The sequence below is a fragment of the Halostella limicola genome (assembly GCF_003675875.1).
Lineage (GTDB): Archaea > Halobacteriota > Halobacteria > Halobacteriales > Natronoarchaeaceae > Halostella > Halostella limicola.
Window position 1 is genome coordinate 103385 of record NZ_RCDI01000002.1, and the last position, 13535, is coordinate 116919.

The following is a 13535-nucleotide window of genomic DNA, read 5'->3' on the forward strand; positions in this document are numbered from 1 at the left end:
CATGTTCGACGCGCCAGTGGACACGTGGTACCTCGCCGTCGGCGTGGCGCTCGCGGGCGTCGCGTTCGCCGGCGTCGCCGCCGACCTGCCGACCCGCGCGCCGCCCGACGCGGCTGGGGCGGCCGCGACGATCGACGCCGTCGCGGCGAGCGAACGGCCGGGCACGGCCGAACACCCGGTCGACGCGCCGGAGATCAAACTCGGCCCGCACCGGGTCGCTCTGCGCAACGGCGGCGGCACGGCGAGCGAGACGTTCGCTTACGGCCCCGTGACCCCGGTCACCGACGGGGGGCCGCTGGCGACGGTTCTCCGCGGCAGGGACCCGGTTCGGGTCTTCCCGTCGCCCGACGCGCTCCGCCGCGCCGCGGCGGCCGCGAGGGAGCGCGACCCCGAGTGGCGGCGCGCGGACGGTCGTATCGTGGTCCGAACGATCACCTGGGAGGGTACTCGTGTCACGCTCGTCGACGCGTAGGGGCCAGACCGAACCGCTGGCCGTCCTCGCCGCGCTGTTCGCCGTCGGGGCAGGGATCGCCCTGTACGCCGGGGTCGTCGACACGAGTCTCGGCGGGCGCGACGCCCCCGACGCCGACCCGACGGTCGACCGCGTGCGGAGCGAGGTCTCGGAGAACGGCGTCGTCGATCCGACGGCCCTCTCGGCGGCGAGCGAGGTCGGTCCCGACGGCCGCAGCGTCCGGATCGAACTGCGCGCCGACGGGCGGGAGTGGACCGCCGGTCCCGAATCGCCGCCGGACGCCCGGTCGGCGTCGCGGCGGGTGAGCGTCCGCGTAGCGCCGGGGAAGGTCCGGGTCGGGCGGCTCCGCGCGGAGGTGTGGTCGTGACCGACCGCGCCGTCAGCACGGTCGTCGACGCGGCCCTGTGCCTGCTGCTCGTCAGCGGCGCGGTCGCCACGCTGGTCGCGCTCCCCGAGGAGCCGGAGCCGTCGCGCGCCGACGCCGCCGACGATGCGGCGAACGCCGTCGGCGCGAGCACGGCGCGGGTGAACTACACGCTCGCCGCCGGCGATCGCGACCTGGAGCGGTCGGCCCACGGCACGCTGGCCGAGCATCTCGCCGACGCCGCGGTGGCGAACGCGTCGGTCCGCGGCCGCCCGCTCTCGAACGCGAGCGACGGGTTCGAACGGGCGGCGACGGCGCTCGTCGCGGCGGAGCTGGCCCGTCCGAACGGCTCCGTGGCGGTCCGCGCCCGCTGGGAACCCTACCCCGACGCGCCGATCGGCGGGGAAGCGAGCGCGGGCGTCGCCCCGCCCCCGGGCGCCGACGTCCACGTGGCGACGCTAACGGTACCGAGCGGGGCGGCGATGAACCGCGAGGACGCCCGATCCGCGGCCGATGATGGCTACCGAAGCGTCGCCCGGGTCGCCGCGCACGGCGTCGTCGAGACGCTGTTCCCGCCGGAGGAGACGGCGCTGTCGCTGCAGGATCCCGCGACGGAATCCGCGACGGTCGCCCGCTACCGTCGCGCGGCGGGGCTGTTCGGTTCCCAGGTCGACGTCGACGGACCGGACGACGTCCCCCGCGCGAACGACCGCCTCGCCGACGCCCTCGTCGACGAGTTCGCGGGCGACCTCGCGTCACGGTACGACACCCCCCGCGCTGCCGCCGACGCGGTCGCGGTTGGCGAGGTCCGCATCACCGTCAGGGCGTGGGAACGATGAGGCTGGCCGACGACGACCGCGGGCGGGTCCCGTTCGCGCTGGTCGGCGTGCTGCTGCTGGTCGGCAGCGCGACCCTCGGCGTCTCGTTACTCGACGACGGTCGCCGCGGCGCGGACCTCGACGCCGACGCCGCCATGAACCGCGGCGACGCCGCCGCGCAGACGGCGCTCCGGAGCGCGGTCGCCGACGCGAGCAGGCGGGCGGCGGCGGAGCCGGTCCTCGAACCCGCTGACACCCCGTACGGCAGAGCGATCAACGACACCGAACCGTTCCGCGACTACCTGCGGATACGGATCTACCTCGCCGTTCGGGACCGCCTCGCGGCCGTCGACGAGCGCGTCAGGAGCGTTCGGGTTCGGGCGTCGCTCCCGCCCGTGACGAACGAGTCCACCCTCCGAGCGGCGAAGCGGCGCGTGTCGGTCGAGCGCGGCGGGGAGGGCCGCATCCGTGTCGCGGTGCGAAACGTCTCGCTGGTCGCTGCGCGGAACGGCGAGCGGATCGCGAGCGGGGAGCGCTCGCTCCGCGCGACGGTGCCGACGCCCGCGCTCCTGCTGCACGACCGCGTCGAGCGGTACGAGGAGCGACTGAACCGCGGGGCGCTCGACGGGGCGGGCTTCGGACGGCGGTTCACGGCCCGGCTGTACGCGATGGCCTGGGCGCGGGGCTACGCCCAGTACGGCGGCGGCCCGATCTCGAACGTCGTCGGGAACCGCCACGTCGAACTGGCCGCCAACGGGGCGGCGCTGGAGACCCAGCGGGCCGTGTTCGGGCGCGCGGACCCGGCGGGGCGGGCGGGCCTCGCCCGGGGGACCGCTCGCGTCGGACTCACCGACGCGCTGGCGGGGAGCGGCGTCGGCGGGCAGGAGTGGGTGGACTACGTCCTCGGCAACGGCGACCCGCCGACCGGTTCGGTCCCCGGGCGAGTCGCCGCCCTCGCCGACCGGCCGTCCGCGTCGACCGAGATGACGGTCGGGGTGAACCGCACCGCGGACGCCGCGACGTACGACCTGCTCGCGGGGGGAGACGGCGAGCGGACGCTGGAGACCGTTCTCGACGACGCCTACGCGGTCGACGCTCGGCTCGTGACGAACGTGCGGCCGGTGTACTCCGAGGTCGAGCCCCCATCCGAGCCCGACGGCGAGGGGTGGGTGCTGAACGACACGGAGCGGCGGAGGACCTACGAGGTCGCGGAGGGGTCGGCCGTCGCGCCGTCCCTCGCGGAGGGGTATCACGAACTGGCGACCTACAGCCGGGTCGTGGCCGAGACCACCGTCGTCCACCGCGAGTGGGTGCGGGAGAACGAGACGGCGACGACCGTCGATCGTCGGACGACCCGCTACCGCGTCGGCCTCCGCGTGGCGGGGTCGCACTCGGCGGGCGAACTCGTCCCCGACCGCCCCGTGGCCGGCGTCCACCGCGAGGGCGGCGCGCTGGACGGTCCGAACCACCGAGCGGTAGCGTCCCGGGCGACCCGGAAGCTCGTGACTGACCGCGGCGGAGCGAGCGCCCTGGCGCGGCGAGCAGTCGCCGACGGCGACGCGGAAGCCGAAACGAGGCTCGCAGCGCGTCAACCCGACGCCCTCGGCGGGTGGGTGTACCGCGATCTGATGGATCTCCGCGAGCGCGTGCGCAACGTCTCGGTCGCTGTCGAGCGCGGCGCGATGGGGACGAGCGCGAACCCGCCCGCCGAACTCGCCGCGACGCTGCGGGACCGGCGGGCCGCTCTCGTCGACGCGCCCGACCGCTACGACGGCGTCGCAGACCGGGCCCGCGTCGCCGCCCGCGCCGCGTACGTCGACCGGACTATCGCCCGCCTGGAGCGGCAGGCGGACGCCGTCGACGAGACGCAGTCGGAGTTCGGCGACGCGCTCGGTCGGGTCGGCGCGGTCACCGACGACCGACTCGACGCCCTGGTCGACGCGCGCGACGCGGTCACCCGCCCCGGCCGGCACCTCGTGCGTGCTGACGGGGGCGCGGTGGCGGTCCGGGTCAACGGCGCGCCGTCGTATCTCACCGTCGCGGGCGTCGACGCCGACCGCCTGCCCGCGGTGACCGCCGGCGAGACGTACCACCCGCTCGCCGCCCGCAACGTGAACGCGGTGACAGTCCCCTACGGCGACGCCGCCGACCGCATCACCGGCAAGTTCGTCGACGACACCACCCGGGTCGACCTCCGGACGGCGGCGCGGACGCTGCACGAGACGAACCGGATCCTCGCGGTGACCGACGACGCGGAACTGGCGGACCGGCGCGACGAACTGCGCGAGGCGGTCGAACCGGCCCTCGACAGCGTCACCGCGGAGGCGGCGACGGAGTTGGCCGCGGCCACGACGCTCGAAGAGGGTGCGGCCCACGATGCGGCCATGGCGGGCCTTCGCCGCTGGGACTCGACCGGGGCCCGGGCGCTGGCGATGGCGAACGGATCGGCCGCGGGAGCGATCGCCGACGCCGCGGCCGCCCGGGGCGACACGCCGGACGGTGAGGCGTGGCGGGACAGGGTCCGGACGCGCCTCGCCGTGGCGACGACGAGGGCGAGCGACAAACGAGCGGTGCGGCCGCCGGAGGGGCCCGTCCGGGACGCGGCGGACCACCTCCGCGGGATGGCCCGGGACCGCATTCAGTCCGCGGTCGAACAGGGGCTCGAAAACGCGTCGGAGCGGGTGACGGAGCGCCTGACGAAAGGACGGAGCGCCGTCCCCGCCGGGGTCCCGGTGACGCCCGTCCCGGGGTACTGGTACGCCACGGCCAACGCCTGGCAGGTGAACGTCTCCGGCGAGTACGCGCGCTTCACCGTCAGGACCGGCCGCGCCGCGCCCACCGCGCCCGGCGGTACCGTCGCCTACTCGCGCGACGGGTCGACGGTGACGCTCGACGTGGACGGCGACGGGAGCCCGGACCGCCTCGGCCGCGCGACGCGGGTGTCGTTCGACGCGGAGACGACCGTCCTCGTCGTCGTTCCGCCGGGCAAGAGCGGCGTCGGCGACGTGGACGGCCAGCGCACCGAGGAGTCCCCCGGGTGGCCGGATGCGGGGACGAGCGCGCCCGCGATGTGAAGCGCACTTGTACCGCGATCGCGTACGTCGGGTCATGTTCCACGAGCAGCGGATGGACGTCGACGGGCTGACGCCGGCGGACCTGCGGGCGGAGTACGAGGCCGACCTCGCCGACGCGGTCGAGGCGGTCGGGATAGACGCGGCCGTCGAGGAGACGACCCTCGATCGCGACGCACTGACGGCCCTCGTCGAAGACGAATCGCCGTCGCTGAGCCTGGAGGAGGCCGCGCAGGTCCAGTCGCTGGCCGACGGCGTCGCCGACGCCGAGACGGTCGTCGAGATGGCCTGCGAGCACCTCTTGTTGGGGATGACGACCGGCGTGATGGACGTCGACGCCGTCTCGCGGGACCTGGCGATCGACCTCGACCCGAAGGAGGTCCAGCAGAAGATCGAGCGCCGCGCGCCGATGAGCTTCGACGAGTTCGTCCACGTCCAGCACGCCATCGCGAACGGGCAGCCGTAGCTACTACGTCACTGCGGTCGAACCACCGGCTATGAACGTCGCCATTCTCGGGTGCGGGTACGTCGGCCTCGAACTCGGCCGCCAGTTGCGCGAACGCGGTCACGAGGTCGTCGGCGTCCGGCGGTCGGACGGCGGTATCGAGGCGGTCGAGCGGGCGGGGTTGGAGCCCGTGCGGGCAGACGTGACGGACCGGGACGACCTCGATCGCGTCCCGGACGCCGACGCGCTGGTGTTCGCGGCCAGCTCGGGCGGTCGCGGCGCCGACGCGGCCCGACGCGTCTACGTCGAGGGGCTGCGAACGGTCGTCAATGCATTCGGCGAGCGGTCGTCGCCGCCGGAGCGGCTCGTCTACACGTCGAGCACCGGCGTGTACGGCGACCACGGCGGCGACTGGGTCGACGAGGCGACGCCGCTGGAGCCGACGACCGAGAAGACCGAGGTGCTCGTCGAGGCGGAGCGGATCGCGCGAGAGACGGCCGCGGAACACGGCATCGACGGCACCGTCGCTCGGTTCGCGGGGCTGTACGGCCCCGACAGGTACCGGCTGGAGCGCTACGTCGAGGGGCCCGTCACCGAGGGGTACCTGAACATGGTCCATCGCGACGACGCCGCCGGGGCAGTGCGATACCTGCTGGAGGGGGACCTGGCCCGCGACGAGGCGGTGCTCGTGGTCGACGACGAACCCGTCTCGAAGTGGGAGTTCGCCGACTGGCTGGCGGCGGAGTGCGGCGAGGACCCGCCGGAGAAGCGCACCAAGGCGGAGCGGCTGGCCGACGGAACCCTCTCCGAGACTGCGCGGCGGCGGCTCCGGACGAGCAAGCGCTGCTCGAACGACAGGCTCCGGTCCCTCGGGTACGAACCGGCGTATCCGACGTTCAGAGAGGGGTACGCAGCCGCGATCGACGCGTATCTCGGTGATGGCCCGTAGTGGGAAGATTCTTGTTCGTTCACAAAGAGGTGGGGGGTATGTGGCCGTCGACACGGCCGTTCACGTTCCACGAAGGGGTAGAGGCGTGGACGGCGTCGCTGGAGCCGGTCGAGATCGTTCTGATCGGCCTCGGCGGTATCGCACTGCTTCTGGGGATCGGCGTCGCCCTCCGGTGGCTCCGGCGGTCCCCCGGCGAGCGGTTCCGCCGCCTGCTCTCGAACCGCGACGAGGTCGCGGTGCTGATGCACCCGAACCCCGACCCCGACGCGATGTCCTCGGCGATGGCCGTCGCGGCGATCGCGGAGTCGGTCGACACCGACGCGACCCTCCAGTATCCGGGCGAGATCCGCCACCAGGAGAACCGCGCGTTCCAGACGGTGCTCGGCCTCGACTTCGAGCGCATCGAGACCGCCGCGGACCTGGTCGCCGACGAGGTCGTGCTGGTCGACCACAACGCGCCGCGTGGGTTCGAGGGCGCGTCGTCGGTCGAACCGACCGCCGTCGTCGACCACCACCCCGGCAACGGACGGGGCGACGACTTTACCGACGTGCGGACGGACTACGGGGCCTGCGCGACGATACTCACCGAGTACCTCCGGTCGCTCGGCGCGTCGCCGAACTCGAGCGGCGACGAGTCGACCCCGGCGCTCACCGACGAGGTCGCGACCGGACTGCTCTACGGCGTCCAGTCGGACACGAACCGGCTGACCAAGGGGTGTTCCTCCGCGGAGTTCGACGCCTGCGCCTTCCTCTACCCCGGCGTCGACCAGGCGGTGCTCGACCGGATCGCCAACCCGCAGGTCAGCGCCGGCGTGCTGGAGACGAAGGCCCGCGCGATCAACGACCGGGAAGTCCGCGGCTCGTTCGCGGTGTCCGACGTGGGCGACGTGCCCGTCGTCGACGCCATCCCGCAGGCGGCCGACGAACTGACGAGCCTCGAAGGCGTCACGGCGGTCGTCGTCTACGGCGAGTACGAGGGCACGCTCCACCTCTCGGGGCGCTCGCGGGACGACCGGGTCCACATGGGCGAGGCGCTCAGGGCGGTCGTCGAGGACATCCCGATGGCGAACGCGGGAGGGCACGCCCGGATGGGCGGGGGGCAGGTGTCGGTCGAGCACATGCAGGGGATCGGTCCCTCGGACGGCGTCTCCCGCGAGGAGTTCACCGACCGGCTGTTCGGGGCGCTCGACGGCGACGTGTAGCCCTTTTTGCACGGCGAGCGCGTACGGCGACCCATGGCCACCGGTCAGGGAACCTGGGACTACCGCGACCGCTTCGGCGACGAGTTCGGACGCACCTTCTTCCGGCGGTACGGCGACGGCGTCGTGTCGAGCGTCGGCGTCGGCACGTACCTCGGCGACCCCACAGACGAGGTCGACGACGCGTACCGCGAGGCTATCGTCACCGCGCTGGAAAGCGGGGTGAACGTCGTCGACACGGCGATCAACTACCGCTGCCAGCGCAGCGAACGGGTGGTCGGGGCGGCCCTCGACGAGTCGGACGTCGACCGCGACGCCGTGCTGGTCGCGACGAAAGGCGGGTTCGTCTCGTTCGACGGCGAGCGGCCGGCGAACCCCGGCGAATACGTCCGCGAGGAGTACGTGGAACCGGGGCTGATCGACCGCGACGACCTGGCGCGTGGGAGCCACTGCATCGCGCCGGACTTCCTCGACGACCAGATCGACCGGTCGCTGTCGAACCTCGACGTCGAGGCGGTCGACCTGTACTACGTCCACAACGCGGAGACGCAACTGGCGGAGCGCTCTCGCGACGAGGTGTACGACCGGCTGGAGGCCGCGTTCCGGCGGCTGGAGGAGCGCGTCGCCGCCGGCGACGTGAAGGCCTACGGGGTGGCGACGTGGGACGCCTTCCGGGTTCCGCCGGAGCACGACAGCTACCTCTCGCTCTCGGAAGTCGTCTCGCGGGCGCGGGCCGCCGCCGAGGACGCCGGCAACGACACGACGGGGCTCAGGGCGATCCAGTTGCCGTTCAACGTCGTCATGGCCGACGCGTTCACCGTGGCGGCTCACGACTCGCCGGACGGGAAGCAGAGCGCGCTCCGGTTCGCGAACGACGCGGGGCTGAACGTCTTCACGAGCGCGAGCATCGCGCAGGGGCGACTCGCCGACGAGATCCCCGACGACGTGGCGGCGCAGCTGGCCGGCGACACGACGGCCCAGCAGGCGATCAACTTCGCGCGGAGCGCGCCGGGCGTCACCTGCTCGCTGGTCGGCGCGAGCTCGGTCGAGCACGTCGAGGAGAACGTCGCGGCGGGCACTTTCGACCCGCTCGGCGCGGAGGCGTTCGACGCGGTGTTCGAGTAGTCCTGCGTTCGACCGACGCGTCGCCGCCGCGCCCGACGCGGTCCGCACCGGACGCTACGCTCAAGTTCCGCGCCGTACATCTACAGACGATGACAGCCTCGAGAGACGCGAACGAGCGGCGAGCGTTCGGCGGGAAGGCGGTGACGGCGGCATGACGGAGGAGCGAACCGTCACCGTCGTGCCGGAGGACGGCCTGCACGCGCGCCCGGCCGCCCTGTTCGTCGAGGAGGCGAACGAGCACGACGCCGAGGTCGAGGTCGGGCCGGCGGACGGCGACCTCGTCTCGGCGGGGAGCATGATCGCCGTCACCGGTCTCGGCGTGCGGGGCGGCGACGAGGTTCGCATCGTCGCGGACGGCGTCGACGCGACGGCCGCACTCGACGCGCTCGAAGCGATCCTCACGACGCCCGAGGACGAGCTAGAGGGATGAGCGACGAACGCCGAGTGGTGAGCGGGACCGGCGTCACCCCGCGGGCCGGCGTCGGCGAGGTCGTCCGGTACGACCCCTCGGCCGACCTCCCAGACCCGCCGGCGGGCGGCGTCGACGCCGGCGCGGAGCGCGAGCGGTTCGCCGCCGGCCGCGAGGCGGCGCGGGCGGAACTGGAGCGAGAGCGCGACCGGGTCGCCGAGGCCATCGGCGAGGAGGAGGCGGCCGTGTTCGACGCGCACGTCCAGTTCGTCGAGGACCCGCAGATAGAGTCGGCGGTCCACGAGGCCATCGACGGCGGCCTCCCCGCCCCCAACGCGGTCCACGAGGCGTTCGCCGACCACGTCGAGCGGTTCGAGGGGATGGACGGCCGGATGGCCGAGCGGGCGGACGACCTTCGCGACGTGCGGGACCGCCTCGTCCGCCTGCTCACCGACGGCGACCGCGTCGACCTGTCGTCGCTCCCCGAGGGCGCGGTCGTCGTCGCCGAGCGGCTGACGCCCAGCGACACGGCGCAGCTCGACCCGGAGCGCGTCGCCGGGTTCGCGACGGCGACCGGCGGCCGCACCTCCCACGCGGCCATCTTCGCGCGCTCGCTCGCGCTCCCGGCCGTGGTTGGCGTCGGCGACGCGCTCGCCGACGTGCCGGACGGGACCGAGGTGCTGGTCGACGGCGACGCGGGCGAACTGGTCGTGAACCCGACCGACGAGGAGCGCGAGCGAGCCGCGACGGAGGACCTCGCCGATATCCGACCCGACCCCGTCTCGACCGCGGACGGCCGGGAGATCGAGGTCGCCGCGAACGTCGGCCGGCCGGCGGAGGTCGAGCCGGCGGCGGAGCGCGGCGCCGACGGGATCGGCCTCTACCGCACGGAGTTCCTCTTCCTCGACCGCGAGTCGCCGCCCGACGAGGACGAGCAGTACGAGGCCTACGTCGAGGCGCTGGACGCGTTCCCGGACGGCCGGGTCGTCGTCCGCACCCTCGACGTCGGCGGCGACAAGCAGGTCCCCTACCTCGACCTGCCGGCGGAGGAGAACCCCTTCCTCGGCGAGCGCGGGATCCGGCGGTCGCTCGGCCCGGACGCCGACCTGTTCGAGGCGCAACTGCGCGCGCTCCTGCGGGCCGCAGCGGACGGCGAGGGCGACCTCTCCGTCATGTTCCCGCTGGTGGCGACCGCCGAGGAACTGGAGGCGGCACTGGCGAAAGTCGACGAGGTGGCCGCCGCGCTGGACGAGAAAGGAGTCGCCCACGCCCGCCCGGAGCTGGGCGTGATGATCGAGACGCCGAGCGCCGTCTTCGTCGCGGACGAACTGGCCGAGCGCGTCGACTTCCTCTCTATCGGAACGAACGACCTCGCGCAGTACGTGATGGCCGCGGCGCGGGAGAACGACCGCGTGGCGGACCTCCACGACCCCCTCCACCCCGGCGTCCTGCGGGCGATCCGCCGGACCGTCGGGGCCGGTCACGAGGGGGGCGCCTGGGTCGGGATGTGCGGCGAGATGGCGGGCGACCCCGACGTGACGGAACTGCTCGTCGGGCTCGGCCTCGACGAACTGAGCATGAGCGCCGTCACCGTCCCCGACGTGAAGGCGAACGTGGAAGCGACCAACGCGGAAGCGGCCCGAGAGCTCGCCGACGCGGCGTGCGCGGCCGCCGCGAGGGACGAGGTGCGCGAGCTTCTCGGCGATCCGGCGTCGCGGCGGGGCGGACAGTCGGAGTGACGACGCCGGTCCGCCGCCCTCAGAGCTCCTGCCACTCGCTCTCGCAGCCGGGGCAGAGCCTGATCGTTCCGATCTCCGACGGGTCGTTCCGGCTCTTGAGGGTCTCGTCGCAGTCCGTGCAGCTGAGCCGCCCGTAGTTGTCCTTCGACAGCTCCCCGTTGCGTAGCGCCTTCCGGACGGATTTCATACCCCGACCTATGCGACTCCTTGTCAAAAAACCACCCCCGAGCGGTTTCGATTCGTAAGGCTTGAAGTACCGTCCCGCGTACCCCGGAGCGTGTTCCTGACGGACGATGCGGGGCTCGGCGGGGGGCGGCGAGGGCGGCTGTTCGGGTCGCTGTGCACCATGGTGTTTCTCGTCAACCTCGCGCGAGTCGTGTTCGCGCCGCTCGTAGAGCCGCTGCGGACCGCGTTCGGCTTCTCCGGCGGTACCATCGGTCTGGTGGTGACGATGACCTGGGTCGGCAGCGCGCTCCCCCGGCTCCCGACGGGCTACCTGCTCACGAAGGTCCCCCGCCACTCCGTCGTCTTCGGATCCGGGGCGCTCCTGACGGCCGCGGCCGCGATCACCGCGGTCGCGGACTCGTTCTACGCGCTCGCCGCCGGCGCGCTCCTGATGGGGGTGACCAGCGGGGCGTACTTCATCGCCGCCAACCCGCTCGTGAGCGAACTGTTCCCCGACCGGGTCGGCCGCGCCATCGGCGTTCACGGCATGTCGAGCCAGCTCGCGGCCGTCGGCGCGCCGCTCGTCGTCGGCGGCGTGCTCGCCGTCGCGGACTGGCGGGCGGTGTTCTGGCTGATAAGCGCCGTCGCCGGCGCGACGACGGCGGTCTTCTTCCTGATCGCCCGCCGCGCTGAGATGCCGTCCGCCGGGACGAAGGACCGCGCCGTTCTGGCGGCCCTGCGGCGGCAGTGGCCGATCATCGTCACCGGCGTCGCCATCATCGGCGCGACCGGGTTCGTCTGGAACGGCGTGTTCAACTTCTACGTGACCTACCTCGTCGAGGCGAAGGACCTCGGCGAGCCGATGGCCCGGAACGCGCTGACCGCCGTGTTCGCCGCCGGCGTTCCGGCGTTCGTCCTCACCGGCCGCATCGCCGAGCGCATCGCGTACGTCCCGCTCATGCTGTCCATCCTCGGCGCGTTCGTCGCCGCCCTGCTCGCGCTGACGGTCGTTCAGGGGCTCGCCGCGGTCCTCCTCGTGAGCCTCATACTCGGCTACGTCATCCACAGCCTCTTCCCCGCGCTGGACACGTACCTGCTCGACTCACTGCCCGACGAGAACCGCGCGAGCGCCTACTCGCTGTACAGCGCGAGCATGATGCTCGTCCAGGCGACCGGCAGCGCCGCCCTCGGCGGGCTGACCGACGCCGGCGTGGCGTTCGACGCCGTGTTCCGGGGCTACGCCGTCGCGCTGGTCGCCGTCCTCGTCGTCCTGCTCGTTCTGTACGCCGCGGGACGCCTGCCGAGCGAGGCCGCGCCGGCCTGACCATCATCCGGATCCGCCGAGGTTTTTGTCGCGCGCTCCAAGGGCCGGGTGATGGAGTACGTTCAGGAGCGGGTCGCGACGCTGCACGCGTTCGACGACCCGACGCCGGCCGCGCCGACCGACCGGAGCGCGGTCGTCGTCCCGATGACCGACCGCGAGTACGCCGGCCTCGCCGCCGAGCGCGTGCTGTCGACGCTGTCGGCGGTCTCGCCGCGCCGTGTTATCGTCGCGCTGCGCGCGCCCGCCGACCGCGTCCCCGAGTTCGCGGAGTGGCTGTCGACCTTCGACGCGCCGATCGACCTGCTGTGGTGCAACGCGCCCTCCGTCGAGGCGATGCTCGACGACGCCGGCCTGGAGAACGGGTTCGGCAAGGGCCGCGACGTGTGGCTGGCCCTCGGCGTCGCCGCCGAGTCCGCGGCGTACGTCGCCGTCCACGACGCCGACGCGACGACGTACGCCCCGAGCCACGTCCCCCGCCTGCTCGCGCCCCTGTCGGAGGGGTACGAGTTCACGAAGGGCTACTACGCCCGCGTCGAGAACGGCCGGCTGTACGGCCGCCTCTTTCGCCTGTTCTACGCGCCGCTGGTCCGGGCGCTCGCGGACGCCCACGACGCCGACGTGCTCGACTACCTCGGCGCGTTCCGGTACGCGCTGGCCGGCGAGTTCGCGATGACCGCCGACCTCGCCCGCAGCCTGCGCGCCCAGCGCGCCTGGGGGCTCGAGGTCGGCACCCTCGGCGACGCCTTCGACCACGCGGGCTTTTCGGGCACCGCGCAGGTCGACCTCGGCCGCCACGAGCACGACCACCGGGCGGTGAGCGGGCCGACCGGCCTCGCCGAGATGTCCCGGCAGGTCGGCGCGGCGCTGTTCCGGGTCGTCGAGGACCACGGCGTCTCGCCCGACTACGACGCGCTCCCGGAGCGCTACCGCGAGGCGGCCGAGGGGTTCGTCCGCCAGTACGCCGCCGACGCGTCGTTCAACGACCTCTCCTACGACGCCGCGGCCGAGCGCGAGCAGGTCGCGGACTACGCCGACGCCGTGGGGCCGCCCGGCGAGGACGACCGCCTCCCCGCGTGGACCGACGCGCCGGTCGATCCCGAGGCGGTCCGGCGCGCCTCCGCGGAGGCCGTCGACCGCGTCACTGCGGACAGATAGGCCGGGAGCGAACGGCACTTCCCGCCGGTCGTCGAAGGCGGGGACGGGATGCTGCCGCGCGACAGCGACGCCGCGGGTCGGTACCTCCTGTTGCTGCTCGGCGGCGGGAGCTACTTCTGTCTCATGTTCGTCTGGTTCAGCCTCCCCGCGTACCTCTCGCCGGTCATCGACGACCTCGGCCTGACGGGCACCGAAGCGGGCGTCCTGGCCGGGGCGGTGCCGCTGACGTACATCCCGCTGGGGCTCGCGAGCGGCGTCCTGATCGACCGGATCGGGCCGCGTCGGGGGATCGGCCGGCGG

Annotated in this window: 13 protein-coding genes; 12 read left to right on the forward strand and 1 reads right to left on the reverse strand. The window is 73.6% G+C overall.

Features of this window, described 5'->3' with window-relative positions; all coding sequences use genetic code 11:
- Position 1: 1 nt before the first annotated feature.
- From D8670_RS08625 to ptsP, 10 genes are all read left to right on the forward strand, one after another.
- Entirely contained in the window at positions 2 to 472 is a 471-nt protein-coding gene (locus D8670_RS08625) for a DUF7283 family protein (protein ID WP_121817714.1), read from the forward strand.
- Positions 450 to 839: a DUF7285 family protein gene (locus tag D8670_RS08630; protein ID WP_121817715.1), complete on the forward strand. Its 390-nt coding sequence runs from the start codon at positions 450 to 452 to the stop codon at positions 837 to 839. The genes D8670_RS08625 and D8670_RS08630 overlap by 23 nt, the downstream gene beginning before the upstream one ends.
- Positions 836 to 1675, forward strand: a complete 840-nt coding sequence (locus D8670_RS08635) for a DUF7284 family protein (protein ID WP_162994240.1) — start codon at positions 836 to 838, stop codon at positions 1673 to 1675. Before D8670_RS08630 ends, D8670_RS08635 begins: the two co-directional genes overlap by 4 nt.
- Positions 1672 to 4728: a DUF7286 family protein gene (locus D8670_RS08640; RefSeq protein ID WP_121817717.1), complete on the forward strand. Its 3057-nt coding sequence runs from the start codon at positions 1672 to 1674 to the stop codon at positions 4726 to 4728. Before D8670_RS08635 ends, D8670_RS08640 begins: the two co-directional genes overlap by 4 nt.
- 34 nt (positions 4729 to 4762) lie before the next feature.
- Positions 4763 to 5191 (forward strand): DUF5791 family protein, encoded by a 429-nt coding sequence (locus D8670_RS08645; protein WP_121817718.1) that lies wholly within the window; start codon positions 4763 to 4765, stop codon positions 5189 to 5191.
- A 31-nt stretch (positions 5192 to 5222) separates the two neighbouring features.
- A complete protein-coding gene (locus tag D8670_RS08650; protein WP_121817719.1) occupies positions 5223 to 6119 on the forward strand; it encodes an SDR family oxidoreductase in 897 nt (298 codons plus the stop codon).
- Between the two features lie 38 nt (positions 6120 to 6157).
- Positions 6158 to 7321: a DHH family phosphoesterase gene (locus D8670_RS08655; RefSeq protein ID WP_121817720.1), complete on the forward strand. Its 1164-nt coding sequence runs from the start codon at positions 6158 to 6160 to the stop codon at positions 7319 to 7321.
- 33 nt (positions 7322 to 7354) lie between these two features.
- Entirely contained in the window at positions 7355 to 8443 is a 1089-nt protein-coding gene (locus D8670_RS08660; RefSeq protein WP_121817721.1) for an aldo/keto reductase, read from the forward strand.
- A 151-nt stretch (positions 8444 to 8594) separates the two neighbouring features.
- Positions 8595 to 8873: an HPr family phosphocarrier protein gene (locus tag D8670_RS08665; protein ID WP_121817722.1), complete on the forward strand. Its 279-nt coding sequence runs from the start codon at positions 8595 to 8597 to the stop codon at positions 8871 to 8873.
- Complete coding sequence (ptsP, locus tag D8670_RS08670; RefSeq protein WP_121817723.1) at positions 8870 to 10591, forward strand: phosphoenolpyruvate--protein phosphotransferase; 1722 nt, start codon at positions 8870 to 8872, stop codon at positions 10589 to 10591. The genes D8670_RS08665 and ptsP overlap by 4 nt, the downstream gene beginning before the upstream one ends.
- Positions 10592 to 10610: 19 nt before the next feature.
- On the opposite strand, the gene D8670_RS20855 is transcribed toward ptsP, so the two are convergent.
- Positions 10611 to 10778 (reverse strand): HVO_0758 family zinc finger protein, encoded by a 168-nt coding sequence (locus D8670_RS20855; protein WP_162994241.1) that lies wholly within the window; start codon positions 10776 to 10778, stop codon positions 10611 to 10613.
- 159 nt (positions 10779 to 10937) lie between these two features.
- Here D8670_RS20855 and D8670_RS08675 point away from each other — a divergent pair, with 159 nt between their 5' ends.
- Together D8670_RS08675 and D8670_RS08680 are read left to right on the forward strand one after the other, a co-directional pair.
- Positions 10938 to 12080 carry an MFS transporter gene (locus D8670_RS08675; RefSeq protein WP_121818567.1) on the forward strand — a complete coding sequence of 381 codons (1143 nt, stop codon included), beginning with the start codon at positions 10938 to 10940 and terminating at the stop codon, positions 12078 to 12080.
- Between the two features lie 51 nt (positions 12081 to 12131).
- Positions 12132 to 13235, forward strand: coding sequence for a glycosyltransferase family protein (locus D8670_RS08680; protein WP_121817724.1), 1104 nt, complete (start codon positions 12132 to 12134; stop codon positions 13233 to 13235).
- The last annotated feature ends 300 nt before the right edge of the window (positions 13236 to 13535 follow it).